Consider the following 26,174-nt stretch of genomic DNA (forward strand, 5'->3'; position numbering starts at 1 on the left):
CGGCCCGGCCACGGGGCTTCCTAAGATGGTTGCCATAACCTCGAACCATGGGGTTTGCGTGCAATCTGAGAGGACAAAAATAATGACAACAAAACGCAACGCCTTGCTGGTGGCCGGCCTGCTGATGGGTGCGATCGGTGTGAGTAACGTCTGGGCCCATGGCAACGTGGTGCCCCAAGCCGTGGAAACCAAGGGCCTGACCCCGATCAAGGATGCAGGCGTGCCGCTGGACGCCGATGGCTGGGCGGCCAACAACCCCTATCGCAAGTCCCCCGAGCACGACAAAGCCGTTGAAATCGGTTCCTCCGCGTACAACCAGAATTGCGCCGCGTGCCACGGGCTGGAAGCCAAGTCCGGCGGCATCGCCCCCGACCTGCGCATGCTTGACGAAGGCGATGCCGGCGATGAGTGGTTTGTCGAACGTGTGCGCCACGGTGCAGTGCGCGATGGCCGGGTGTACATGCCGAAAATGGCCGACTACCTCAGCCAGGAGGCGCTGTGGGCGGTGCGTACGTATCTGGATTCCGTGCGCGTCGAGGAGTAAGCCATGCGCCTGATCAGCCTGGTGTTAAGCCTGGCATTGCTGTGCTGCCAGGCGGCACAGGCGCAGGTGCGCAGCTATGACCAGATGATCGCCGCCGGCGAGTTGAAAGTGGCGGTGTACAAGGATTTCGCCCCCTACAGCTTCGATGACGGCGGCACCCCGCGCGGCGTCGACGTGGAGCTCGCCCAGGCCCTGGCCAAGGCCTTGGGCGTACAGCTGAGCCTGATCTGGGCGCCCGCCGGCGAGAAGCTCGACGACGACCTGCGCGACTACATCTGGCGCGGCAGCCAGTTGCACAACCAGCAACTGGCGGACCTGATGATGCGTGCCCCTTACGATCACGAATACACGCAAAAGCGCAACGACCAGGGCGAGCTGGAAAACGGCCATGTGGTGATGTTCGGGCCGTACCAGAACGAACAATGGCAGGTCGCCTATGACCGCCGTCGCCTGGATTCGGTGGCCAGTGTGGCGGTGTTCCAGGAGCACCCGATTGGCGTCGAAGTCGACAGCGTGCCCTCGTTCTACCTCACCTCGGTGTTCAACGGCATGCTCGCCGCCAAGACCCGCCACTACCCCAACGTGCCCCAGGCCTTCGCGGCGATGAAAGCCGGGCAGGTCGACGCAGTGATGGCGATGCGCGGCGAGATCGACTGGCAGGTGCATCAGGCCCACGACCCGCAACTGGCCCTGGCCGAGAACGCCTACCCGAATATGGGGCGCCAACGCTGGGAGATCGGCATGGCCGTGCATGAAAGCAATCGGCAACTGGCGTATGCGGTGGAAGAGGCGCTGGAAGGCCTGATCCGCGACGGCAGCCTGCAAGCCATCTACAGCCACTACGGCCTGCGCTACGAAGTGCCCGAGATGTACCAATGAACGGGCGCCTGATCTGCCTGTTGGCTTGCCTGTTGCCGTGGGCGGCGCAGGCCACCGAGGTGGACCCGGTGCCTTCTGTGATGTGGGCGTTCTATCACAAGCAGTTTCTCAACAACGCGCCGTTTGTGTTCGACGACCAGGTCAAGCTGCTGGCGCCACCGTTCGCCGAGGACGCGCGCCAGGTGCCGCTGGAGATCGACGCGCGAGCGTTCAAGGGCCGTGTGGTGCGCATCTTCGCCTGGGCCGAATTGAACCCGTTGCCGAAAATCGTCGACTTCCAGCCCAAGGCCGGGGTGTTGCCGTGGCTGTCGCTGCGCATCCGCATCGAGCAGGCCACGCCGTTGCGCGCTGCGGTGCTCACCGATGACGGCGTGTGGCATGTGGGTTCCACCCTGATCGACGCCGCGGGCGGTGGCTGCACTGCGCCGAGCGTGGTGCGCACCCAGCCGGGTTGGGAAGAGCATATCGGTGAAGTGCTCGGCGGGCGCTACCCCCGTGGCGAGTTCAGCCGCGTGCGGGTGCAGGTGGCGCACCCGATGGATAACGGCATGGTCAGCGGCATCCCCGAGTTTTACCTCAACCACGCGCAATTGCTCGGCGACAAAGGCCAGGTCATGGCCGAGCTGGAGTTGTTCCCGGCGGTCAGTGAAAACCCCAACCTGGCCTTTGATATCGAAGGTGTCGGGCAAACCCGCCTGGTATTGCGCGACAACAGCGGCAACGAGTTCGACGCAGCCATCCCCTGACCAGAAGGAGCGCGGCATGCGCTGGATACTGTTGTTCTGCCTGGCCCTGAGCCTGCCTGCCGTGGCCGACCTGGACTACGCCCTCAAACCCCGGCAGATCGCCGAGGACACCTGGCTGCTGGAAGGCAGCACCGAGAATTTTGCCAAGGCCAATGGCGGCAATATCGTCAACGTCGCCTTTATCGTCACCCAGGCGGGCGTGGTAGTGATCGACACCGGGCCGTCCAAACGCTACGGCGAAGCCCTGCGCCAGGCCATCGCCAGCGTCACCCCTAAACCGGTGATCCAGGTATTGCTCACCCATCATCACCCCGACCATGCCCTTGGCAACCAGGCGTTCAAGGACGTGCCTATCGGCGCCCTGGCCGACACCACCAAGCTGCTGCATGAGCAGGGCGAAAGCATGGCGGAAAACCTCTATCGCATGGTCGGCGACTGGATGCGCGGCACCGAAGTGGTACTGCCGACACAGACGCTGGAACCCGGCGTGCGCAGCTTCGGCAACCACGATTTGCGTCTGCTGGCGCTTACCGGGCATACCGGCGCGGACCTGGCGATTCTCGACCAGACCACCGGCGTACTCTTCGCTGGCGACCTGGTGTTTTACCAGCGCGCCCTCACCACCCCGAACAGCCCAGGGCTTGCAGCCTGGCTGGCCGACATCGCCACCTTGCAAAACCTGCCCTGGACCCTGGTGGTGCCCGGCCATGGTCCGATTGCCACCGATGCGCAACCCTTTGAACAAATGCGCGACTACCTGACCTGGCTCGATCAACTGTTGCGTGACGGCGCCGCCCACGGCAGTGACATGACCGAGATGATCCGCAGCCCCATCCCTGAGCGCTTTGCCGCGATCAGCCTGAACCGCTATGAACTGATCCGCAGCGTCAGCCACCTGTACCCGCGCTATGAGCGCGAGCAGATGCACCCGCTACTAAGGAACTAGCAAACTCGATACTGCGGTCAATTGTGACAAGCGGCCCTGCGGCCAAGAATCTGCACCAGACCGGGAAAATTTCCCGGGTATAACAAAAAACCGCAGAGGTAGCCGTCATGACCCAACCCGCACGTCGCCAACCCTTCGCCTTGAGTGTGTTGCTCGGTGCCATCCTGTTGTCCGGCCAGGCCCTGGCCGCTGTCACCGACCAGGACATTCTCCAGGACCCGAAAAACCCCGAGCAGATCGTCACCAACGGCCTCGGGGTGCAGGGCCAGCGCTACAGCCCGCTGGACACGCTGAACGTGGACAACGTCAAGGAACTGCGCCCGGTCTGGGCGTTTTCGTTTGGCGGCGAGAAACAGCGCGGCCAGCAGGCCCAGCCGATGGTCAAGGACGGGGTGATGTACCTCACCGGGTCCTATTCGCGGGTGTTTGCGGTGGATGCGCGCACCGGCAAGAAACTCTGGCAATACGACGCGCGCCTGCCCGATGACATCCGCCCCTGCTGTGACGTGATCAACCGTGGCGTGGCGCTGTATGGCGACCTGGTGTTTTTCGGCACCCTCGACGCCAAGCTGGTGGCCCTGAACAAAGACACCGGCAAAGTGGTGTGGAGCAAAAAGGTGGCCGACCACAAGGAAGGCTACTCCATCAGCGCCGCGCCTCTGGTGATCAACGGCAAGCTGATCACCGGTGTGGCCGGTGGCGAGTTCGGCGTGGTCGGCAAGATCGAAGCCTACGACCCGAAAAACGGTGAATTGCTGTGGAGCCGACCCACCGTCGAAGGCCATATGGGCTACGTGTACAAAGACGGCAAGGCGGTGGAGAACGGCATCTCGGGTGGCGAAGCCGGCAAGACCTGGCCGGGCGACCTGTGGAAAACCGGCGGCGCCGCGCCTTGGCTGGGCGGCTACTACGACCCGGAAACCAACCTGCTGCTGTTCGGCACCGGCAACCCGGCACCGTGGAACTCCCACTTGCGCCCTGGCGACAACCTCTATTCGTCCTCGCGCCTGGCGTTGAACCCGGACGACGGCACCATCAAATGGCACTTCCAGAGCACGCCCCACGATGGCTGGGACTTTGACGGCGTGAACGAGCTGATCTCGTTCAACTACACCGAGGGTGGCAAAGAGATCAAAGCCGCGGCCACTGCTGACCGCAACGGTTTCTTCTATGTGCTGGATCGCACCAACGGCAAGTTCATCCGCGGTTTCCCGTTCGTGGACAAAATCACCTGGGCCACCGGCCTGGATAAGAACGGTCGGCCGATCTACAACGAAGCCAGCCGCCCCGGCGCGCCGGGCAGTGAAACCAAGGGCACCTCGGTGTTTGTCGCCCCCGCGTTCCTTGGCGCGAAGAACTGGATGCCGATGGCCTACAACCGCGACACCGGGCTGTTCTACGTGCCGTCCAATGAATGGGGCATGGACATCTGGAACGAAGGCATCGCCTACAAAAAAGGCGCGGCATTCCTCGGTGCGGGCTTCACCATCAAGCCGTTGAACGAGGACTACATCGGCGTACTGCGCGCCATCGACCCGAAAACCGGCAAGGAAGTGTGGCGCCACAAAAACTTCGCGCCGCTGTGGGGCGGGGTGCTGACCACCAAGGGCAACCTGGTCTTCACCGGCACGCCGGAAGGTTTCCTGCAAGCGTTCAACGCCAAGACCGGTGAGAAAGTCTGGGAGTTCCAGACCGGCTCTGGCGTGCTCGGCTCGCCGGTGACCTGGGACATGGACGGCGAGCAGTATGTCTCGGTGGTGTCCGGCTGGGGCGGCGCGGTGCCGCTGTGGGGCGGTGAAGTGGCCAAGCGCGTGAAGGACTTCAACCAGGGCGGCATGCTCTGGACCTTCAAGTTGCCCAAGGAGCTGGTGGCCAAGCACTAGTTCTACGACCAAATGACAACAACCCCCCTGCCAACGGCGCATTCGCCCGGCAGCGGGGGCTCTTTACTATCGGGTCATCGCCTGTTGACCGACAGGCCCGGACCCCGACAGAGGCCTCACCATGATCTACGCACAACCCGGCACCCCTGGCGCCGTCGTCAGCTTCAAGGCGCGCTATGGCAATTACATCGGCGGTGAATTTGTCGCGCCCGTCGATGGCAACTACTTCACCAACACCTCGCCGGTCACCGGCGAAGTCATCGCCGAATTCCCGCGCTCCAGCGCCGCCGATATCGAAAAAGCCCTCGACGCCGCCCACGCTGCCGCCGATGCCTGGGGCAAAACCAGCGCCCAGGACCGTTCTCTGGTGCTGCTGAAAATCGCCGACCGCATCGAGCAGAACCTTGAAGTACTGGCCGTGGCCGAAACCTGGGACAACGGCAAGGCCGTGCGCGAAACCCTCAACGCCGACGTGCCTCTCGCCGCCGACCACTTCCGTTACTTCGCCGGTTGCATCCGCGCCCAGGAAGGCGGTGCGGCCGAGATCAACGAGCTGACTGCGGCCTATCACTTCCATGAGCCGCTGGGCGTGGTCGGGCAGATCATCCCGTGGAACTTCCCGCTGCTGATGGCTGCGTGGAAACTCGCCCCCGCGTTGGCCGCCGGTAACTGCATCGTGCTTAAACCCGCCGAGCAGACGCCGCTGTCGATCATGGTATTTGCCGAGCTGATCCATGATCTGCTGCCACCGGGCGTGCTCAACATCGTGCAAGGCTTTGGCCGCGAAGCGGGGGAGGCGTTGGCCACCAGCAAGCGCATCGCCAAGATCGCCTTTACCGGCTCCACCCCGGTGGGCGCGCACATCATGCATGCCGCTGCCGAAAACATCATTCCGTCCACCGTGGAACTGGGCGGCAAGTCGCCGAACATCTTCTTTGAAGACATCATGCAGGCCGAACCGCAGTTCATCGAAAAGGCCGCCGAAGGTTTGGTATTGGCGTTCTTCAACCAGGGCGAAGTCTGCACCTGCCCATCGCGAGCGCTGGTGCAGGAGTCGATCTACGACGACTTCATGAAGGTGGTGATGCAGAAGATCGTCAAGATCAAGCGCGGCAACCCGCTGGACACCGAAACCATGGTCGGCGCCCAGGCGTCTGAACAGCAGTTCGACAAGATCCTCTCGTACCTCAAAATCGCCCAGGAAGAGGGCGCGGTGCTGCTCACCGGCGGCGCGGCCGAGCGCTTGGAGGGCGACTTGTCCAGCGGCTATTACATCCAGCCGACCCTGCTCAAGGGCCACAACAAAATGCGCGTGTTCCAGGAAGAAATCTTCGGCCCGGTGGTGGGCGTGACCACCTTCAAGGACGAAGCCGAAGCCCTGGCGATTGCCAACGACAGCGAATTCGGCCTCGGCGCCGGCCTGTGGACCCGCGACATCAACCGTGCCTACCGCATGGGCCGGGCGATCAAGGCCGGGCGTGTGTGGACCAACTGTTATCACCTGTACCCGGCGCACGCGGCGTTTGGCGGGTACAAGAAGTCCGGTGTGGGGCGTGAGAACCACAAGATGATGCTGGATCACTATCAGCAGACCAAGAACTTGCTGGTGAGCTACGACATCAATCCACTCGGGTTCTTCTAACCCTCAAGTTGCAATGCAATCCCCTGTGGGAGCTGGCTTGCTCGCGAAAGCGGTGTGTCAGTGATGGATGTGTTGACTGACACGACGCATTCGCGAGCAAGCCCGCTCCCACATTTTTGATCTCTGTATATCCGCGACTAATGCATACAGCCAATTGCTTCGAAAGTACCATTCACCCCTTCAACCCCCCATGCATTAATGACCAAACCGGAATCTTCCGGCACAACAAGAGGAACGCCCCATGTGGACTAAACCCGCGTTTACCGACCTGCGTATCGGCTTTGAAGTGACCATGTACTTCGCCAGCCGTTGATGCACCCCCCGGCCAGCCACGCGCTGGCCGGGACCGTTTGGGAGATGCCCCTTTGGTCTGATTGCATTCGCCCCCGGATCAGTTAGTGTGGAGCGCATTCTTCCAAAATAATAAAAACAGGCTTTCCAATGAGCCCAAACTTGAGCCTCCTGCGTAAATTCGTTTCTCCTGAAATCATCTTTGGTGCCGGCTGCCGGCACAACGTCGGTAACTACGCCAAGACCTTTGGTGCGCGCAAGGTGCTGGTGGTCAGCGACCCCGGGGTGATCGCCGCCGGTTGGGTCGCCGATGTGGAAGCCAGTCTGCAGGCCATCGGTATCGACTATTGCCTGTACAGCGCGGTTTCGCCCAATCCCCGTGTGGAAGAGGTGATGACCGGCGCCGAGGTGTATCGCGAAAACCACTGTGACGTGATCGTCGCCATCGGCGGCGGCAGCCCCATGGACTGCGGCAAGGCCATCGGCATTGTGGTGGCCCATGGGCGCAGCATCCTTGAGTTCGAAGGGGTGGACACCATTCGCGTGCCCAGCCCGCCGCTGATCCTGATCCCTACCACCGCCGGGACGTCGGCGGATGTGTCGCAGTTCGTGATCATCTCCAACCAGCAAGAACGCATGAAGTTCTCCATCGTCAGCAAGGCGGTGGTGCCGGATGTATCGCTGATCGACCCGGAAACCACCGCCAGCATGGACCCGTTCCTGTCGGCCTGTACCGGCATCGACGCGTTGGTGCATGCCATTGAGGCGTTTGTCTCCACTGGCCACGGCCCGCTCACCGACCCCCATGCGCTGGAAGCCATGCGCTTGATCAACGGCAACCTGGTGCAGATGATCGCCAACCCCAGCGACATTGCCCTGCGCGAGAAGATCATGCTCGGCAGCATGCAGGCCGGGCTGGCGTTCTCCAATGCGATCCTCGGGGCGGTGCACGCTATGTCCCACAGCTTGGGCGGCTTCCTCGATTTGCCCCATGGCCTGTGCAACGCGGTGTTGGTGGAGCATGTGGTGGCGTTCAACTACAGCTCGGCGCCAGAGCGCTTCCAGGTGATTGCCGAGACCTTTGGCATCGACTGCCGAGGCCTGAATCATCGGCAGATCTGCGGGCGCTTGGTGGATCATCTGATCGCGCTCAAACATGCGATTGGCTTTCACGAGACCCTAGGCCTGCACGGCGTGCGCGTGGCGGATATTCCGTTTTTGTCCGAGCATGCGATGGATGACCCGTGCATCCTCACCAACCCTCGGGAGTCGAGCCAGCGTGACGTCGAGGTCGTCTATGGCGAAGCACTCTGACGACCAGCAACGGGCTCTCTCTGCGCTGTTGGGGCTGGGCGACCAGTCGGCGCGCAAGAGTCATTACCCGGAACTGACCGCACGGCTGGACGAGCTGGAGGCCGAGCGCAAGCGCTATATCCGCCTCAACGACGAACTGGAGCAACGCGTTGCCGCCCGCACCGATGAATTGCTGGAAGCCAACCTCAATCTGCGCGCCGCCCGCGATGCCGCCGAGGCTGCCAACCGCAGCAAGGATAAATACCTCGCTGCCGCCAGCCATGACCTGCTGCAACCGCTCAACGCCGCACGTTTGCTGATCGCCACCTTGCGTGAGCGGCAGTTGCCCGAGGTCGAACAGGTGTTGGTGGAGCGTACGCACCAAGCGCTGGAAGGCGCCGAGGATTTGCTCACCGACCTGCTGGATATCTCGCGGCTGGACCAGGCGGCGGTCAAGCCGGATGTGGCGCTGTATCGCCTGGATGAAGTGTTTGCGCCGCTGGTCTCGGAGTTTCAATCGGTGGCCCAGGCCGCCGGGCTGAACCTGCGGGTGCATATGGGGCGGTATGCCGTGCGTACCGACTTGCGGCTGTTGACGCGGATTCTGCGCAACTTCTTGAGCAATGCCTGCCGCTACACCGACGAAGGTTGCATCCTGCTCGGCGCGCGACGTCGAGGCGATTGCCTGCGCCTGGAAGTGTGGGACACCGGCCGCGGGATTGCGGCGGATCGGCTGGAGGCGATCTTTCTGGAGTTCAACCAGCTGGATGTGGGGCGCGCAGCGGACCGCAAAGGGGTGGGGCTGGGGTTGGCGATTGTGGAACGCATCGCCGAAATCCTTGGCTACCCGATTGCCGTGCGCTCCTGGCCGGGGCGGGGCTCGATGTTCAGTATCGAGGTGCCCCTGAGCGCCGAAATGCCCTTGCCGATCAGCCAACTGCCGGTGCAGCCGACTACTGGCAACCCGCTGCCGGGGCGGCGGTTGCTGGTGATCGACAACGAAACCAGCATCCTCGAAAGCATGAGTGCCCTGCTTGAACAGTGGGGCTGCGAAGTGCTCACCGCCACCGATGAAGCTGGCGCCATGGACGCATTGCAGGGCAGGGCGCCGGAGCTGATCCTGGCGGACTACCACCTGGACCATGGGGTGGTGGGGTGTGAGGTGGTCAAGCATCTGCGCGAGCATTTTTCCTGCAAGATTCCGGCGGTGATCATCACGGCCGACCGCACCGACCAGTGCCGCCGTGCGTTGCGCCGCCTGGAAGCGCCGTTGCTGAACAAACCGGTAAAACCCGGGAAGTTGCGGGCGGTGTTGAGCCAGTTGCTCAGCTGAACTTGCCCTGTTAACCCAATCAAAATGTGGGAGCGGGCTTGCTCGCGAATGCGGAGTGTCAGTCAACACATTCATTACTGAACCACCGCTTTCGCGAGCAAGCCCGCTCCCACATTTGGATCTGCGTCAGGCTGAGTATTTGAGTACAACACAAGTCAGTCGCTTGATACTGGTCAACACCTCCTGCGCCAATCTGCGCCATGCTCAAGGCTTGATTTAGAGCCTTGGAGCCCCCCATGAGCGCAGCATCCTTCAAACTACCCTTGGTGGGCCTGGTCATCGCCGTACTGGTGATGGCCGGCGTGCTGCTGTTGCCGCTGCCCGCCGATTTGCCGGTGGCTGGGCATCGCATGCTGGCGATCCTCGCGTTTGCGGTGGTGGTGTGGATCACCGAGGCGGTGTCCTATGAGGCCAGCGCGATCATGATCACGTCCTTGATGGCGTTTTTGCTGGGCACCGCACCGTCGCTGCAAGACCCCACGCATTTGATCGGCACCAGCCCGGCCATCAGCATGGCGCTCACCGGGTTTTCCAACCCGGCGCTGGCGCTGGTGGCGGGTGCGTTGTTTATCGCGGCGGCCATGACCCACACCGGGCTGGACCGGCGTATCGCGCTGGTGACCTTGAGCCGGGTTGGCACCAGCACCCGACGCATTCTGCTGGGGGCGATTGCGGTGACTATCCTGCTCAGCCTCGTAGTGCCCAGCGCCACGGCGCGCAGTGCCTGTGTGGTGCCGATCATGATGGGGGTGATTGCCGCGTTCGGCGTGGACAAGCGCTCCAACATCGCCGCAGGGATCATGATCGTGGTGGCTCAGGGCACCAGCATCTGGAACGTCGGCATCCAGACCGCCGCCGCGCAAAACCTGCTGACCGTGGGCTTTATGGACAAGATGCTCGGCCAGAGGGTGTCGTGGATCGATTGGTTGATCGCGGGGGCGCCGTGGGCGCTGATCATGTCGGCGGTGTTGCTGTTTTTGGTGCTCAAGCTGCTGCCACCAGAGACCGACAGCATTCCCGGCGGTAAGGAAGCAGTGGCCCAGTCGTTGGTGGACATCGGCCCAATGACCGGGCCACAGAAGCGCCTGCTGGCCGTCTCGGTGCTGTTGCTGCTGGCCTGGGCCACCGAAGGGCGCCTGCACAACTTCGACACCACCTCGACCACCTACGCAGGTTTGGTGTTCTTGCTGCTGCCGGGCATCGGCGTGATGACCTGGAAGGATGTGCAGTCACGCATTCCGTGGGGCACGGTGATTGTGTTTGGGGTGGGCATCAGCCTGGGCACGGCGTTGCTGACCACACAGGCCGGGCAGTGGCTGGGTTCTGCCGTCGTGGCGCATACCGGGCTGGATCAGGTTGGACCGTTGGGGGTGTTTGCGATCCTGGGGGCATTTTTGATTCTGATCCACCTGGGCTTTGCCAGTGCCACGGCGTTGACGTCAGCGCTGTTGCCGATCCTGATTGCGGTGTTGCAGACCTTGCCGGGGGATTTCAGCCGGTTGGGTATGACCATGCTGTTGGGCTTTGTGATGAGCTACGGGTTCATCCTGCCGATCAATGCGCCGCAAAATATGGTGTGTTTGGGGACTGGGACGTTTACGGCGCGGCAGTTTGCCAAAGTGGGGATTCTGGTAACGTTGATTGGCTATGGGCTGATGCTGGTGTTTGCCGCCACCTACTGGAGCTGGCTCGGCTGGATCTGACCGCGCTTAAGCAACGTTGCGCATGCCGCGGTCTTGACGGGGTGGCATGCCCGTGCGGGTTTACTGTGGTTTAGCTAATTCAACTGCAAGCTGTAACAGAAATATTTTGCGACAGGATTCAGACCGCCTCCTTTTAACTTTCATGCCCATGCCGCCGTTATATGACTGCGCGTGACGGTTGTGTGTTGTTGAATCGAGGAATGACGATGAAAAAATACATAATAAACGGGTTGCTGGTTTGTGCGGCGGTTGCTCCGTTCTCTCTGGCTAATGCAGCGTGTTCTTTTGAGAGCAAGAAAGGTGTTGATAATTTCACCTATGCGGTTTCTGACGAGGATTGCAAGCTTATTAAGTTTGATGGCGAGAGTGTGGTGACTATTCGGCTTAAATATCCATCTATGAAATTGGTTGGGTATAAAGATAGAGCTGCCGATGTGGTGACTTTGAAGGTATCTCCGATTAATGCGCCTCCGTTTGATATTGATCGGGCGTACTTGGAAGCTGTCGTCGTTAGCTCTTTAGATGGTGTTGATTTGTTGGAGGGTAAGAATTCGGTCTATAGGGTGTTAGGTCGCGACGGGACTAATGCATATATTTCAGATGGGCAGGCAATTTATATTGGCAGAAGGGCTTATGAGAATAAGCTACTGGCTCATTACACGTTTAGTCATGAGATTTCAGACATAAAAAAAATCGACGAGTTTGTGTCGGATTTTTTAGATCGCTTTCTGGTTGATTAAGGTGAGGTCATCAAGATGATCCAGGTTGCTTTGACGGACGCTGATATTTCCTATCTTAAAGGTCGGCTGTCTGTCTATGATTATGCTGGCGGTTATCATTACCTTTATGAGGTCGTTCAGAATGCCGTTGCTAATGAAAAGGATGAGGCAGTAAGAGATCAGTTATTAATGACTGCAAATTGGCTTATTTCTGCGAAATCAATTAATAATATTGATGGGTCATGGGTAAGTGATCTCGTATTGCACTCAATGAAGTACGCGGTTGAACAATCTGGGCGGACATTTACTGGCGCTATGTATCAAAATGCCTCGGACATATTGGCACGTCAGGTCATTTCAGAATTCATAGAGTCCAGAGGTGTTTTGCCAATTCAGGAGGTGATTGAAAGAGATGTTAAATCTGCAGTAGAACAGCTTGGTTTGCAACCATGGCAATGGGGCGGCACATTGGGTGATGTATTTCCCATGTGGATGGGCGGTTTAGGGCATGACTTTGTTGAAGTGCCGGGTGATACATTTTTGGAGGTGATGGATAATTGGACGACGGTCATTATTCAAAATGTCGCTGCGATTGGTATGGTTTTCGAAAAGAGAGCCACTATCTACTCTGCGATTGTTTCTGCGGCTGCCAATGTCGCATTGAATCACTTGTTGCCCTGGAGCGAAGAGTTGGATATTTCACTGCCTGTAGGGCCGGGTGGAGGTGTTACAGGTGACGGTGGAGGTGGTGGCCCCACGGGTGTGACTTCGGGCTCTAATGTTCATGGTGAAGGCGGCGGCGTCTCCGTGACATCTGGCGAGCCGCCTACTGCAACGGTGGATATTTTCTTGGAGAGCGTCGGCGGCCTTGAGTATATTAGCCCGGATCAACTGGCGAGAATGAAATGCGCTCTTGAGGGGAAAGTCGATCCTTTGATTTTGGATCTGGTCGGCGAGGGTGTAAAACTTACAAGCGTGTTCGAGTCTCCCGTCCAGTTTGATATGAAGCACGACGGTCAAAAGGTACAGACGGGCTGGAGCGGTAACGGCGAAGGTATTGTTGTTATGGATCTCAATAAAAATGGCACGATCGATGATATATCAGAACTTCTGTCTGAATACTTTGGCGCTGCGCAGGGCAGCCCTGAGTCTGCAAGTATAAAGACATTCGAAAACGCGTTTTATGCGTTACGCAGCTTGGACAGTAATAATGACTCTGTATTTGATCGTCAGGATGCGGCATGGGCTGAAGTGAAAGTCTGGATTGATGCCAATCATGATGGCAACCCCTGGACCAGCGCCGGCAGGGTAAGCGAGCTGTATTCACTCGATGAGCTGGGTATCTCCCAAATAGACTTGAACTTTGTCCGCCAGTCCGCAGACGTGAGAAACGATAACGACGTGGTTGCGGCAGGTCGTTTTACTCAGGGCGGAGTAGTCAAAGAGGCTGTGGCGGTTAATTTTTCTACGATGGCTTCTAACGAAGTGCCGGATTTTGCGCTTGCTGGGCTGGCATCTACGAGCACTGACCTGTGGGTGGCTTGAGACAAGTGGCATTGCATTCGCTCGCAGGTGCTTCATTGATCATTCAGTGGTTCGTGATGGCAAGATGAACTCCCCTCAGGTTTACTACTCTCTGAGTATGGTTTTACCGACACCCCCGGTCGGGTCATCTAGGTCAGTGAATGAACAAATACACTCCCCGCACTTGGGAGCCCCACGAACGCCCGAACCTGCCCGGTTCGCCGTCGACGCCGTTGCATCCCACGCACAAGCGCTGGCTGTTTGCGATGGTCGGCGTTCTTGTCGCCATCACCGGTGGCCTGGGCAACGCGTTGGTGATCGCCAACCTGCAATACCTGCAAGGCGCACTGGGTGCGACCACCTCCGAAATGGCCTGGCTGCCCGCCGCCTACGTAATGACCAACGTGTGCATGAACCTGCTGTTGGTGAAGTTTCGCCAGCAATTCGGCTTGCGGGCGTTTACCGAGGTGTTCCTGGTGCTGTATGCGCTGGTGACTTTTGGGCATTTGTTCGTCAACGACCTCAGCTCGGCGATTGCGGTACGGGCAGCCCACGGCATGGTGGGAGCTGCGCTCAGTTCATTGGGCTTGTACTACATGATCCAGGCATTCCCGGCCAAGTGGCGCTTAAAGGCGCTGGTTTTGGGCCTGGGCACGGCGCAGTTGGCGTTGCCGCTGGCGCGGTTGTTCTCCGAAGACCTGCTGCAAATCGCTGAATGGCGCGGCCTTTACCTGTTCGAACTGGGCATGGCGCTGATTTGCCTGGGCTGTGTGTTTCTGCTCAAACTGCCGCCGGGCGACCGCTTCAAGACCTTTGAAAAACTCGACTTTCTCACTTTTGCCGTGCTCGCCACCGGCGTGGCGTTGCTGTGCGCGGTGCTGTCCCTGGGGCGTATCGACTGGTGGCTGGAAGCGCCGTGGATCGGTGTGGCTTCAGCCTGTTCCCTGGTGTTGATCATGGCTGGTCTGGCCATCGAGCATAACCGCGCCAACCCGATGCTGATGACCCGCTGGCTGGGTAGCGGGGTGATGATTCGCCTGGCGCTGGCGGTGATCCTGATTCGCATGGTGTTGTCGGAGCAGTCAACCGGCGCCGTGGGGTTCATGCAGGTGCTGAACATGAGCTACCAGCAGATGCACACGCTGTATGTGGTGATGCTGGCCGGGGCGATTGCGGGGCTTGCCGTGAGCGCGCTGACCATCAACCCGGCGCACCTGTTGATGCCGCTGGTGATTTCCCTGGCGTTGATGGCCACAGGCTCGGTGATGGACAGTTTCTCCAGCAACCTGACCCGGCCGCAGAACCTGTATATCAGCCAGTTCCTGCTAGGCTTCGGCGGTACGTTCTTCCTCGGGCCGACCATGGTGTTGGGCACCAAGAACGTGCTGGCCAACCCACGCAACCTGGTGAGTTTTTCGGTGATGTTCGGCATCTGCCAGAACCTCGGCGGCCTGATTGGCGCCGCGTTGCTGGGCACGTTCCAGATTGTGCGGGAGAAGTTTCATTCCAGCATGATCGTCGAACACCTGACCTTGCTCGACCCGCGTGTGGCGGCGCGGGTGAGCAGCGGCGGCTCGGCCTACGGCGGGATCATTGCCGACCCTGAGTTGCGCAACCTGATGGGCATCCGCAGCCTGGCTACGGCGGCGACCCGTGAGGCGAATGTAATGGCCTACAACGATGTGTTCATGCTGATCGCGATTATCGCGATGCTGACCATGATCTGGATCTTTATCCGCAGTCTGTGGCTGATGAGCACCACTAAAGCAGCAGCCACTCCCGTTCAACCCAGCGGCGCACCTTCATGACCGAACCTTCCACCACGACCACTACCGCCATTGCTTCCACCCCCGAAGGCAGCACACCGCCCGGCGCCGTGCCTACTGAGCTGCGGCCGCTACGGGTGCGGATTATCTCGTCCCTGGGCTTTGCCGCGATTGCCATCGTCGGTGTGCTGATCGTGCTGTATGCCTGGCAACTGCCGCCGTTCAGCAGCGCGGTGGAAACCACCGAAAACGCCCTGGTGCGCGGGCAGGTCACCATCATCGGGCCGCAACTGGCTGGCTACGTGTTTGAAGTGCCGGTGCAGGACTTCCAATACGTGAAGGCTGGCGACCTGTTAGTGCGCCTCGATGACCGCATCTACAAGCAGCGCCTGGACCAGGCCCTGGCACAACTGGCGGTGCAAAAAGCCTCGTTGGCCAATGTGGTGCAACAACGCAACAGCGCCGAAGCCACCATCAAGCTGCGTCAGGCGGCATTGGCGGACAGCCAGGCCCAGGCGCGTAAAAGCCAGGCCCAGGCGCGTAAAAGCCAGGCCGACTTACGCCGTAATGAAGAGCTGATCAGTGACGGTTCCGTCTCCAAGCGCGAGCTGGATGTAACCCGTGCAGCCAATGCGCAGACCCTCGCGGCGGTAGCGCAAGCCCAGGCCAGCCTGGAAATTGCGCGGCAGGATTTGCAAACCGTGATCGTCAACCGTGGCTCCTTGGAAGCCGCGGTAGCCAGTGCCGATGCGGCGGTGGAACTGGCGCGGATCGACCTATCCAACACCCGTATCACCGCGCCCCGTGACGGCCAGTTGGGGCAGATTGGCGTGCGCCTTGGTGCCTACGTCAACTCCGGTGCGCAGTTGATGGCGTTGGTGCCGCCGCAACTGTGGGTGATCGCCAACATGAAGGAAACCCAGATGGATAACGTGCAGGTGGGGCAGCCGGTGACGTTCACGGTGGATGCGCTGAACCACCGCAAGTTTCACGGCACGGTGCAGCATATTTCGCCAGCCACGGGCTCGGAGTTCAGCTTGTTGCAGGCGGACAATGCCACCGGCAACTTTGTGAAGATTGCCCAGCGGGTGCCGGTAAGGATTACGGTGGACCCGGATCAGGCCGAGAGCGAGCGGTTGCGGCCGGGGTTGTCGGTGGTGGTGAGTATTGATACCGCAGGGCGCCTTAAGAACAGCCCGCCCTGATACTGATACACCGCAAATTAAAATGTGGGAGCGGGCTTGCTCGCGAAAGCGGTGTATCAGTAAAAGAACTTATTACTGACCCACCGCTTTCGCGAGCAAGCCCGCTCCCACATTTGGAATATATTTCAAAGTGAATTCGAGGCGGGTCGACTGACCCTGCTCTAGCAATTTCAACCCCGGTCTTGCTGGAAGATGGTGAGCATTCACCGGATGACTCACCGGCTCAACACAAAAGAACCCAAGCCCCGGCGGGCAAAACAACAGGAAGTAATCCGCGCCGCTGGCCTGGCATTCCAGGGTGTATCCCAACTCCGGCTGCTCGATCAGACAGTGCCCATCCCACTGGCAAAACCCATTGTCTACCAAGCTTTCTGGTAGGGATTTGAGCGGCTGGAAGTTCCACTCATCCGGCACAGGCACCAACCCGGTGGGCAGCTTGGACGCATCGCTCAGCCATACTTGGGATGCCTTGGCCTGCAAGCGAGTGCCGGCTGTGCGTGGGAAATAGGGGTGCAAACCCAACCCATGCCAGGCGGGCTTTTCCGCCAAGTGAGTGACCCGCAAGGTGATGCTCAGCTCACCGTTATCCAACCTGAACCGCTGCTCGGCGCGATAGGCAAACGGGGTATCACACACCACCTCAAGCAGCGCTTCATTCGCCGATTGGCTGACCACGTGCCATGCCTGTTGCCAGGCCGAGCCGTGGATCGGTAGCGGGTCGGTGGGGCTATTGGGTGTCAACGCCAGCCAAGCGTCGGGGTTGTCGAAACCGCCTTCGCCGATGCGGTTGGACCAAGGGGCCAGCGGGTAGCACCCCAGTTTTCCGGGGAGCTGGGCGTGTTCATCGTTATGGCGCAGCAGCGGTTGGCCGGTGGCGGTGACGTGCCAGTTGGCGATGCTGCCGCCGATGGCGGGGGCGAGGGTGAGGTGGGTGAGGTGATCGCGCAGTTCAATGAGGTCTGAAGGCATGATTTCCCGCCATACGAATTAGAACAAACACAGAAGATCAAAATGTGGGAGCAGGCTTGCTCGCGAATGCGGTGGGTCAGTCACACACCTGTCACCTGACACACCGCTTTCGCGAGCAAGCCCGCTCCCACACTCGATCTCCACTGTTTGATGAAGTGGGTTTACAGCACCAACCCCGGTAACCACAGCGACAGCGCCGGAATATAAGTCACCGCCATCAACACCAGAAACAGCACCCCGTAAAACGGCAGCAACGCCTTCACGGTCTTCTCGATGCTGGTCTTGCCCACCGCCGCGCCCACAAACAATACCGCGCCCACTGGCGGGGTAATCAGCCCGATGCCAAGGTTCACCAGCATGATCATGCCAAAGTGCACCGGGTCGACCCCAATGCCGAGGATCACTGGCATCAGGATCGGCGTGAGGATCAGGATCAGCGGCGCCATGTCCATCACCGTGCCCAGCAACAGCAGCATGGCGTTGATGCACATCAGGATCACGTAGCGGTTGTCCGACAGGGTCAGGAACAGCGTGGTGATCTTCGCCGGAATCTGCATCAGGGTCATGATGTAGCCGAAGCTGGCGGCGAAGGCGATCAGGATCATCACGATGGAAATGGTGCGCACCGTGCGGTGCATCAACTTGGGCAGCTCGCGCCATTTGTAGTCGCGGTAGATGAACATGGTCACGAAGAACGCCCACAGCACGGCAATGGCGGCGGATTCGGTGGCGGTGAAGATGCCCGAGAGGATACCGCCGAGGATGATCACCATGGCCATCAGGCCCCAGAGCGCGTCGGCGCAGATTTTGAGGGCTTGCTTGAGGGGGATGACTTCGCCCTTGGGGTAGTCGCGCTTTTTGGCGAAGATCAGGCACAGCACCATCAGGCATGCGCTCATCAGCAAACCCGGCACCACACCCGCCATGAACAGCGAGGCAATCGATACGGTGCCACCCGCTGCCAGGGAATAGAGCACCGAGTTATGGCTGGGCGGGGTCAGCAGGGCTTGAACCGAGCCGCTGATGGTCACCGCCGTGGCGAATTCCCGTGGATAGCCACGGCGTTCCATTTCCGGGATCAGCACCGAGCCTACCGAGGCCGTATCGGCCACCGATGAGCCGGAGATGGCGCCAAAAAACGTCGAGGCCATGATGTTCACCAACGACAGGCCGCCGCGCACAAAGCCCACCAGCACCCCGGCAAACGCCACCAGCCGGCGCGACATGCCGCCTTCGGCCATGATCGCTCCGGCCAGCACAAAGAACGGGATCGCCATCAGCGAAAACTTGTTCACCCCGCCCGCCACCTGGATCATCAAGGCCTGGAACGGAATGTCGATCCACCACGCGCCGATCAGCGCCGACAAGCCCAGGGCGTAGGCCACCGGCATGCCGATCAGGATCAAGGCGATAAAGCTGCCCAGCAGAATCAATGCGTCCATATCAGGCGGCCTCTTCGCTTTCTTCAACCAGGTCAAAGCGCACCACGCGGCGTTGGCTTTGGTCGCCCAGCAGGAGTTTTTCCAGCACGAACACCAGGGTCAGCAGCCCGCCAATCGGGATCGGCATATAGGTGATACCGACGCGCAGAGTGGGGATGGCACTCATGAACTGGTTCCAGGTGGCCATGCACAACTTGCTGCCCCAAATGGTCATGAACAGGCAGATGGTCGCCATCAACAGTTGAGACAGGATGCCGACCAGGCGGCGCTGTTGCGGTGGCAGGCGGTCGGTGATCATGGCCACCGACATATGTGCCCCGGCGCGGTAACTGGCGGCGGCGCCGATGAAGGTGAACACCAGCATCAGCAGGATGGCGGTGGGCTCCGGCCAACTGGAGCCGGTGCCGAGGATGTAGCGGGCGAAGATGCCCCAGGGGATGATCAGCGCGACCCCCAGGACCGAGAGGCCGGCGACCCAGATGCAGGTCATGTACAGGCGGTCGTTGATGCGCAGCAGTAAATTCTTCATGGCGTTCACCGTAACCGGGCGCGTCAGTACGGACCGCGCCGGGCCTTGCTAGGGAAGGGGGCGTTACTGAACGGCGTCGATGCGCTTGATGATGTCGGCGTACGCCGCACCGTATTTGGCGCGCACCGGCGCGGTGGCGTCATAGAAGGGTTTTTTGTCGACGGTGATGAATTCCACACCCGCCGCCTTGAGCTTGGCTTCGCTGCTGGCGGACTTGGCGTCCCACAGCACGCGCTCGTCGGCCTGGGCGGCTTTGGCGGCATTTTTCACCATGACTTGCTGCGCGGGGGTGAGTTTGTTCCAGGTGATTTTCGACATCACGATGGGCTCGGGCAGGATCAAATGCTCGGTCAAGGTGTAGAACTTGGCGTTCTGGAAGTGGTTGTGTTCCAGCAGGGTCGGCGGGTTGTTTTCCGCGCCGTCGATAACGCCGGTCTGTAGGGCGCTGAAAATCTCGCCGGTGTCCATGGCAATGCCATTGGCGCCCATTTCATTGAACGCCTCGATGAACAACGGGTTGCCCTGCACGCGGATCTTCATGCCCTTGAGGTCTTCGATCTTGCGCACGGGCTTTTTGCTGTAGACGTTACGCGTGCCACCGTCCATCCACGCCAGGGCCACCAGGCCGAACTCGGAGTCGGTGATCTTGGCGAGGATTTCATCGCCGATTTCACCGTCGATGACCTTGCGCATATGCGCCTGGTCGCGGAATACGAACGGCAGGTTGAACACGTTCACGTCCGGCACCACCGGCCCGACGATGCCAAGGCTGACCCGGGCCATTTGGATCGCGCCGACCTGGGCCTGTTCGACCACTTCTTTCTCGGAGCCCAGTACGCCGCCGGGGAAGAACTTGAAGGTCAGTTCGCCATTGCTTTCCTTGGTGAGGGCGGCGCCCATGTTTTTCTCGGCGACCACCGTGGGGTAGCCGTCGGGGTGGATGTCGGCGAATTTGATTTCCAGCGCCTGGGCGGCGCTGCTGAGGGTGATGAATGCAGCGGCGAGCAAGGTGCGTTTGAAGTCCATGGGGTGCGTCTCCTGTCTTGTTATTTTTGTATTCAAGGCACAGCGATGCAGCTAGGCGGTGAAGCGGGGCTCAGGCAGTCCTTGGACGCCGGGGTTGAGGGCGAATACGCCGCCGGACAGCGACTGCTCACTCTGGTCATCACGGATCGAGGTGACGAACAGGGTGTCCAGCCGACTGCCGCCAAAGGCGCACATGGTGGGTTTTTTCACCGGGACGGTGAGGGAGCGGTCGAGGCGACCGTCGGGGGTGAAGCGGTGGATCAGGCCGGCGTCGTTGGCGCAGATCCAGTAGCAGCCATCGGCGTCTACCGCGGCGCCGTCGGGGCGGCCCGGGTGTGGGTGCATATCCACGAATACGCGGCGGTTGGACGGGGTGCCGGTGCTGGTGTCGTAGTCGAAGGCCCAGATTTGTTGCACCAGCGGGTGGGAGTCCGAGGCGTACATCGTGCGGCCATCGGGGCTGAAGGCCAGGCCATTGAGGGTGATGAAACCGCCCAGTTGGGCATGGGGCGCGGCGCCTGAGGCGTAGCGGTAGAGGGTGCCCTCGGCCGCATTCAAACCCATGTTCAACACCATGCTGCCGGCCCAGAACCGGCCCTGGCGATCACAGCGGCCGTCGTTCAGGCGCATGTCCGCGCGAGGGTGTTCGATGTTGGCCAATAGTGCGGTGTCGAGGCTGCCGTCATTGTGCGGGGTGAGCTGGAAAAAGCCGGTTTCCATGCCCGCGACCCAGTTGCCCGCCTCAGTGCGCGCGATGCACGCGAGCATCTCCGGGGCTTTCCACGCGGCGACGTGGCCGGTGGCAGCGCTCCAGCGTTGCAGCCCACCGTTGGGAATATCCACCCAATACAGGGCGTTTTCCTCGGGCACCCACACCGGGCATTCGCCCACGGCATTGCGGGCGTCGACAATCAATTCGGCCGTCATGGGTCAGTCCCCGAACGGGCCGGCGGCACAGAACGCTCCGCCTTGATAGACCTTGGCCGGGTCATCGGCGGCGACAGGCGGTTGGGTTTCGACTTGGGCGCGGAAGACTTCGGAGTTGTCCTTGGGCGCAAAACCCAGGTGCGCGGCGTAGCGGTTGTCCCACCAGGTGTCGAGGTTGTCCGACATGCCATAAACCACGGTGTGGCCGACGTTGGGGGTGTAGAGCGCACGTTCCAGCAATTGGGTAAGGTCGTCGAAGCTCAGCCAGGTGTGCATCATCCGGCGGTTCTGTGGTTCTGGGAACGAGGAGCCGATGCGGATACTCACGGTCTCGATGCCGTAGCGGTCGAAGTAAAAGCTGGCCATGTCTTCGCCGTAGGACTTGGACAGGCCGTAGTAGCTGTCTGGGCGGCGCGGGGAGTGGGCGTTGAGCTGTTCGCCCTGCTTGTAGAAGCCGATCACGTGGTTGGAACTGGCGAAGATCACGCGCTTGACGCCATGGCGGCGCGCGGCTTCGTAAATATGGAAAATACCGCTGATATTGGCGCCCAGCACTTCTTCGAAGGAACGCTCCACCGACACACCGCCGAAATGCAGGATGGCATCGACGCCTTCCACCAGATGGTGCACGGCTTGTTTGTCGGCGAGGTCGCAGGGCTGGACTTCTTCGTGGGCCTGGGCCGGTGCCATGTTGGCGATGTCCGACAGGCGCAGCACTTGAGCGTAGGGACGCAGGCGTTCGCGCAGGACTTTGCCCAGGCCGCCGGCGGCACCGGTGAGCAGTAGGCGGTTGAAGGGAACAGGCGGGGTGGCGGTGGTGGTCATGTGGGTTCCATTATTGTTGTAGGTTGTCGTATGACTTGATCGAAGTATCGTTAGAGATTCCCCAGCTTGTCAACGCTCCTCCAGACAAATGAGATTCAAATGTGGGAGCGGGCTTGCTCGCGAATACAGTGTGTCAGTCGCTAAATTTATTGGCTGATCCACCGCATTCGCGAGCAAGCCCGCTCCCACATGGGTTCTGAGGTGTTTGTGGGATTAAATTTACAGCAACGAAATCGGGTAACTGATAAAGATCCGATTCTCATCAAATTCATTGTTACTAAAATCCCGGCGCATCGTCGCGTTCCGCCAGCGCACATTCAGATCCTTTAGCGCACCACTCTGCACCGTGTACGCCAACTCCGACTCCCGGCCCCACTCCTTGCCATCGGTGATCGCCCCGGTGTGCACGTTACTGCCGCTGATGTAGCGGTTCATCATCGTCAGCCCCGGTACGCCCAGCACCACGAAGTTGAAGTCATGCCGTACCTGCCAGGACTTCTCCTTGGCGTTGTCATAACTGGCGTTGTAGCTGTCGTTGGCCAGGGTGCCGCCGCTGGTGCCGTTGACCCGCATCCATACGCTGTCACCGGTGAGTTTCTGCAAGCCCACGTAGAACGTGTTGCCGTTGTACTTGGCCGAGAGCAGGGCAAAGGCGGTTTTGTTATCGAGGTCGCCAGCCAGGGCGCTGCCGTCTTCCTTGCCGTTGAAGAAGCCAAGGTTGGCGCCCAGGGTCCAGTCGCCCACGGGCTGGCTGTGGGTCAGGTTGAAGTACTGCTGCTGGTAGATATCAGTCAGCTCGGCGTACCACACACCGACCTGGGTGCGTTTGTCGTTGAAGCTGTATTCGCCGCCGCCGAAGTTGAAACGGTCGGAGGTGAACGCGGCTTTGCCGTTCATGAACATGTCTTCCATGCTCGCGTCGTTGCGCGGGCTGTTGCCGCGAAATTGGCCGCCGTAGAGGGTCAGGCCGGCGATTTCATTGGAGGTGACCTGGCCGCCACGGAAGGTCTGGGGCAGGGAACGGCCATCGTCGGAGCGCAGGATCGGCAGCACCGGCATCCATTCGCCGACCTTCAATTCGGTCTTCGACAATTTGGTTTTCAGCGCCACACCCAGCCGACCGAAATTGTCGGCGGGGCGGCCATCGTCGTGGATCGGCAATAACTGCGTGCCACCGGTGCCTTTGCCGCCGTCGAGCTTTTGCGAATACAGGCCCAGCACGTCAATGCCAAAGCCGACTGTGCCTTGGGTGAAGCCGGACTTGGCGTCGAGAATGAAGTTTTGCGTCCACTCTTCGGCCTTGGCCTGGGGGTTGGTCGGGTTGGTAAAGTTGCGGTTGAAGTAGGCGTTGCGCAGGTTGAGCGTGGCCTTGGCATCTTCGACAAAGCCGTCGGCCTGGGCGTTGAGTGGGAGGGTGAAGGCGAGGCTGCCGAAACTGATAAAACCCAGACGTGCGCAGGAATTGCGGGCGAATTGACTCACAGTGAAGCTCCCTTTCTTTTGTTGTTTTTATTATTTGTTATACGTTGTCGTACAACATTGATGGGGATATTTGCGGGGTTTTTGCGGGTTGTCAACCAGAAGTTATACGATGACCTCGCCAGCCCAGGTCAAAAGTGGGCACGGTTCAAGTGTGGGAGCGGGCTTGCTCGCGAATGCGGTGGGTCAGTCGACACATGCATTGACTGACCCACCGCATTCGCGAGCAAGCCCGCTCCCACATTTGACCGAGATCGACTTGAGAGATCAGTTGGTCATGACCATGGGGGGCAGAGTGCCAAGTAGAGAGACGGCTGCCACCGCCGCAACCCCCAACAGCCACTCCACCCTCACACTGGCCTTCAAACTGTCCAGGCGCTCTTCGCAACGCTCAATCCGCAACCGGTTCAGCAACGCCAACNAGAGTGCCAAGTAGAGAGACGGCTGCCACCGCCGCAACCCCCAACAGCCACTCCACCCTCACACTGGCCTTCAAACTGTCCAGGCGCTCTTCGCAACGCTCAATCCGCAACCGGTTCAGCAACGCCAACGCCAACATCCCCAGCACCAGCATCACCTTGATCAGCAGGATCAACGCAAACCCGCTGAACAACGGCGTGGGCCAGAGCTCCCCGGTCAATACGCGCACATTGATCAACCCGGTCACCAGCAACCCCGCAACCAAGCCATACCCCACACCGCTGAACCGCCGCAGGATGGGCTCTAGCGCATAGTCTTGGGATTGGCGCAGGATCAGCACCAACAGCAGCAACCCTCCGAGCCACGCTCCCACGCAGGCCAAATGCACCACCTGGTTGAGAATCAGCAGTTGCCCGCTCAGCCCATCGAGCATGGCGCCATGGCCGACCGGCGCCAGGGTCGCCAGCAGCAGGGCAAGCACCGGCAATCGCAATGCCGGCCAGGGCCTGAGCAGCACGATCACCAGCAGCAAGTTCAGCAGCAAATGCCACACCCACACCTGGCCAAAAAACGTCTTGCCCAGTACCAACTGCACCGTGGCCGGTTGCAGCGCTGCATCCCAACTGCCGGCCATGCTAGCGGTGATCAACAGCAGCCATGTCACGCCGGACAATAGCCCCACCCAGGACAGAGCACGGGTGATGCGCAGCAATCGCCGGTCCAGCGCCGGCTGCGTTTGCGCGCCGAGCAGCCAGGGCCTGAACACGCAGGCCCCGAACATCAGCAACACCACGCTGAAATGCACAAAGCGGCACAGCACCAGCAGGGTCGCCATGGGTTATTGGCCAACCTTGAAGCTGTATTCACCGTTGCTTGTGTGGGTGTCGACCGACACCGCCTTCCATACGACTTTGTAGGTGCCGGCGGCCAGCGGTGCGGCAGGTGTGACCACCAAAACCTTTTTGTCGGTATCCGGGGTTTCCAGGCCTTTGATCGCGACTTCGGTGCCGTCCTTGCTCAGAGAGACTTTGGTGAAGGTGGCTTCGACGCCTTCGCTGAAGGTCAGGCGCAGGTCGGCGGGCGCGGCCACGGAGCTGTCGGCGGCAGGCGTGGTACTTTTCAGGTGGGCGTGGGCAAAGGCCGCCGAAGCGCCCAACAGCGAGGCGAGCAGGGCGACGGTGGTCAGGGTCTTTTTGATCAACATTGTTCAATACCAATCAATGGGGAGAGGCGGGCAGTGTACGAAGTTTCAGTATGGCCTGTCGCCGCGATCTAGAGCCGGTGGTAGTCTCTAACCCTAGTTGTTGTCAGGGAGCCCTTATGGGCAATCACAAGATCGGAATTCGTCGGGTCAACGTCGAAAAAATCCTGCTGGCGGCGGAGAAGATCTTCGCCGAGAAAGGCTATGGCAGCACTGCCATGGCCGATATCGCCCAAGAAGCGCAACTGCCGCGCTCTAACCTGCATTACTACTTCACCACCAAGAGTGAGCTGTACAGCGCCGTGCTGTTCGACCTGCTGGACGTGTGGAAGCAGGACGCCCTGAGCTTCGAGACCTTCGATGACCCGCGTGTGGTGCTCAGCAGCTACATCCGCGCAAAAATGCAGCGTTCACGTACGCGGCCGTATGGTTCGAAAGTCTGGGCCAATGAAATCATCCACGGCGCGCCCACCCTCGGTGAGGCACTGGATGAAAGCCTGTACGACTGGGCCAAGATGAAGGAGGCGAAAATTCGCCAATGGGTGGAAGACAAACGCATCCTGGCGGTGGAGCCGTCGAGCCTGCTTTACATGATCTGGGCGTCGACCCAGCACTATGCGGACTTTGATCACCAGGTGAAGATTTTGAATGATCACCAGCCGTTGTCGGATATGCAGTTTGAGCGGGCGATTCAGACGGTGACGGGGGTGATTTTGCGCGGGATTGGGTTGGAGCCCTGATTTTTGTGGTGGGGCTGATGGCCTCATCGGGGGCAAGCTGAACTGGTCCAGTAATTTCGGACCTTCTTTTCGGTTCTCACGCTGCTAGCTTTTCCGCCGCTATCGGTGAGTGATAACCGTTGTAGCTGTGACGCCTTACGCT

24 protein-coding genes and 1 pseudogene are annotated in these 26,174 nt (G+C 60.2%); 15 read left to right on the forward strand and 10 right to left on the reverse strand.

Annotated elements, in window-relative coordinates; translation table 11 throughout:
* The first annotated feature begins 82 nt into the window (after positions 1-82).
* The 14 genes from pedF to ACLD1Y_RS24325 all read left to right on the forward strand — a co-directional run bounded on the left by pedF (position 83) and on the right by ACLD1Y_RS24325 (position 16,474).
* Entirely contained in the window at positions 83-544 is a 462-nt protein-coding gene (gene pedF, locus ACLD1Y_RS24260) for a cytochrome c-550 PedF (RefSeq protein ID WP_159962197.1), read from the forward strand.
* Between the two features lie 3 nt (positions 545-547).
* Entirely contained in the window at positions 548-1,423 is an 876-nt protein-coding gene (locus ACLD1Y_RS24265; RefSeq protein ID WP_429480313.1) for a substrate-binding periplasmic protein, read from the forward strand.
* Positions 1,420-2,169, forward strand: coding sequence for a quinoprotein dehydrogenase-associated SoxYZ-like carrier (locus tag ACLD1Y_RS24270; protein ID WP_429480314.1), 750 nt, complete (start codon positions 1,420-1,422; stop codon positions 2,167-2,169). The genes ACLD1Y_RS24265 and ACLD1Y_RS24270 overlap by 4 nt, the downstream gene beginning before the upstream one ends.
* 16 nt (positions 2,170-2,185) lie before the next feature.
* Positions 2,186-3,115, forward strand: a complete 930-nt coding sequence (locus ACLD1Y_RS24275) for a quinoprotein relay system zinc metallohydrolase 1 (protein ID WP_429480315.1) — start codon at positions 2,186-2,188, stop codon at positions 3,113-3,115.
* Between the two features lie 107 nt (positions 3,116-3,222).
* On the forward strand, positions 3,223-4,998 hold the full coding sequence (locus tag ACLD1Y_RS24280) for a PQQ-dependent methanol/ethanol family dehydrogenase (RefSeq protein ID WP_429480316.1): 1,776 nt from the start codon (positions 3,223-3,225) through the stop codon (positions 4,996-4,998).
* 121 nt (positions 4,999-5,119) lie between these two features.
* The gene (gene exaC / locus ACLD1Y_RS24285; RefSeq protein ID WP_429480317.1) at positions 5,120-6,640 is read left to right on the forward strand and encodes an acetaldehyde dehydrogenase ExaC; all 1,521 of its coding nucleotides are present in this window, start codon (positions 5,120-5,122) and stop codon (positions 6,638-6,640) included.
* Between the two features lie 241 nt (positions 6,641-6,881).
* The gene (gene pqqA, locus ACLD1Y_RS24290; protein ID WP_010209364.1) at positions 6,882-6,953 is read left to right on the forward strand and encodes a pyrroloquinoline quinone precursor peptide PqqA; all 72 of its coding nucleotides are present in this window, start codon (positions 6,882-6,884) and stop codon (positions 6,951-6,953) included.
* A gap of 128 nt (positions 6,954-7,081) precedes the next feature.
* A complete protein-coding gene (gene ercA / locus ACLD1Y_RS24295) occupies positions 7,082-8,245 on the forward strand; it encodes an alcohol dehydrogenase-like regulatory protein ErcA (protein WP_429480318.1) in 1,164 nt (387 codons plus the stop codon).
* Positions 8,229-9,557 (forward strand): ATP-binding response regulator, encoded by a 1,329-nt coding sequence (locus ACLD1Y_RS24300; RefSeq protein ID WP_429480319.1) that lies wholly within the window; start codon positions 8,229-8,231, stop codon positions 9,555-9,557. The genes ercA and ACLD1Y_RS24300 overlap by 17 nt, the downstream gene beginning before the upstream one ends.
* A 236-nt stretch (positions 9,558-9,793) precedes the next feature.
* Positions 9,794-11,260, forward strand: coding sequence for a DASS family sodium-coupled anion symporter (locus ACLD1Y_RS24305; protein WP_429480320.1), 1,467 nt, complete (start codon positions 9,794-9,796; stop codon positions 11,258-11,260).
* Positions 11,261-11,466: 206 nt separating this feature from the next.
* Positions 11,467-12,000, forward strand: a complete 534-nt coding sequence (locus tag ACLD1Y_RS24310; protein WP_429480321.1) for a hypothetical protein — start codon at positions 11,467-11,469, stop codon at positions 11,998-12,000.
* Positions 12,001-12,015: 15 nt separating this feature from the next.
* Positions 12,016-13,524 carry a hypothetical protein gene (locus ACLD1Y_RS24315; RefSeq protein ID WP_429480322.1) on the forward strand — a complete coding sequence of 503 codons (1,509 nt, stop codon included), beginning with the start codon at positions 12,016-12,018 and terminating at the stop codon, positions 13,522-13,524.
* 140 nt (positions 13,525-13,664) lie between these two features.
* A complete protein-coding gene (locus ACLD1Y_RS24320; protein ID WP_429480323.1) occupies positions 13,665-15,311 on the forward strand; it encodes an MFS transporter in 1,647 nt (548 codons plus the stop codon).
* Positions 15,308-16,474 (forward strand): HlyD family secretion protein, encoded by a 1,167-nt coding sequence (locus tag ACLD1Y_RS24325; RefSeq protein ID WP_429480324.1) that lies wholly within the window; start codon positions 15,308-15,310, stop codon positions 16,472-16,474. Before ACLD1Y_RS24320 ends, ACLD1Y_RS24325 begins: the two co-directional genes overlap by 4 nt.
* Positions 16,475-16,546: 72 nt before the next feature.
* On the opposite strand, the gene ACLD1Y_RS24330 is transcribed toward ACLD1Y_RS24325, so the two are convergent.
* The 10 genes and pseudogenes from ACLD1Y_RS24330 to copC form a co-directional block, all read right to left on the reverse strand.
* A complete protein-coding gene (locus ACLD1Y_RS24330; protein ID WP_429480325.1) occupies positions 16,547-17,443 on the reverse strand; it encodes an aldose 1-epimerase in 897 nt (298 codons plus the stop codon).
* 161 nt (positions 17,444-17,604) lie between these two features.
* Positions 17,605-18,885 carry a TRAP transporter large permease gene (locus tag ACLD1Y_RS24335; protein ID WP_429480326.1) on the reverse strand — a complete coding sequence of 427 codons (1,281 nt, stop codon included), beginning with the start codon at positions 18,883-18,885 and terminating at the stop codon, positions 17,605-17,607.
* A 1-nt stretch (position 18,886) separates the two neighbouring features.
* A complete protein-coding gene (locus ACLD1Y_RS24340; protein WP_429480327.1) occupies positions 18,887-19,414 on the reverse strand; it encodes a TRAP transporter small permease in 528 nt (175 codons plus the stop codon).
* A gap of 63 nt (positions 19,415-19,477) precedes the next feature.
* Entirely contained in the window at positions 19,478-20,440 is a 963-nt protein-coding gene (locus ACLD1Y_RS24345) for a TRAP transporter substrate-binding protein (RefSeq protein WP_429480328.1), read from the reverse strand.
* A 51-nt stretch (positions 20,441-20,491) separates the two neighbouring features.
* The gene (locus tag ACLD1Y_RS24350; protein WP_429480329.1) at positions 20,492-21,367 is read right to left on the reverse strand and encodes an SMP-30/gluconolactonase/LRE family protein; all 876 of its coding nucleotides are present in this window, start codon (positions 21,365-21,367) and stop codon (positions 20,492-20,494) included.
* Between the two features lie 3 nt (positions 21,368-21,370).
* The gene (locus ACLD1Y_RS24355) at positions 21,371-22,192 is read right to left on the reverse strand and encodes an NAD-dependent epimerase/dehydratase family protein (protein ID WP_429480330.1); all 822 of its coding nucleotides are present in this window, start codon (positions 22,190-22,192) and stop codon (positions 21,371-21,373) included.
* Between the two features lie 219 nt (positions 22,193-22,411).
* The gene (locus tag ACLD1Y_RS24360; RefSeq protein ID WP_429480331.1) at positions 22,412-23,674 is read right to left on the reverse strand and encodes an OprD family porin; all 1,263 of its coding nucleotides are present in this window, start codon (positions 23,672-23,674) and stop codon (positions 22,412-22,414) included.
* Positions 23,675-23,938: 264 nt separating this feature from the next.
* A pseudogene (locus ACLD1Y_RS24365) lies at positions 23,939-24,097 on the reverse strand (copper homeostasis membrane protein CopD); the annotation flags it as partial.
* Positions 24,063-24,926 (reverse strand): copper homeostasis membrane protein CopD, encoded by an 864-nt coding sequence (gene copD / locus ACLD1Y_RS24370; RefSeq protein ID WP_429480332.1) that lies wholly within the window; start codon positions 24,924-24,926, stop codon positions 24,063-24,065. The gene copD and the pseudogene ACLD1Y_RS24365, both read right to left, overlap by 35 nt.
* Before the next feature lie 3 nt (positions 24,927-24,929).
* Positions 24,930-25,295 carry a copper homeostasis periplasmic binding protein CopC gene (copC, locus tag ACLD1Y_RS24375; RefSeq protein ID WP_429480333.1) on the reverse strand — a complete coding sequence of 122 codons (366 nt, stop codon included), beginning with the start codon at positions 25,293-25,295 and terminating at the stop codon, positions 24,930-24,932.
* A gap of 116 nt (positions 25,296-25,411) precedes the next feature.
* Between copC and ACLD1Y_RS24380 the strand changes: the two genes are divergently transcribed.
* Positions 25,412-26,032 (forward strand): TetR/AcrR family transcriptional regulator, encoded by a 621-nt coding sequence (locus tag ACLD1Y_RS24380; RefSeq protein ID WP_429480334.1) that lies wholly within the window; start codon positions 25,412-25,414, stop codon positions 26,030-26,032.
* Positions 26,033-26,174 lie beyond the last annotated feature (142 nt).

The sequence above is a fragment of the Pseudomonas sp. 18175 genome (genome assembly GCF_050432925.1).
GTDB lineage: Bacteria > Pseudomonadota > Gammaproteobacteria > Pseudomonadales > Pseudomonadaceae > Aquipseudomonas.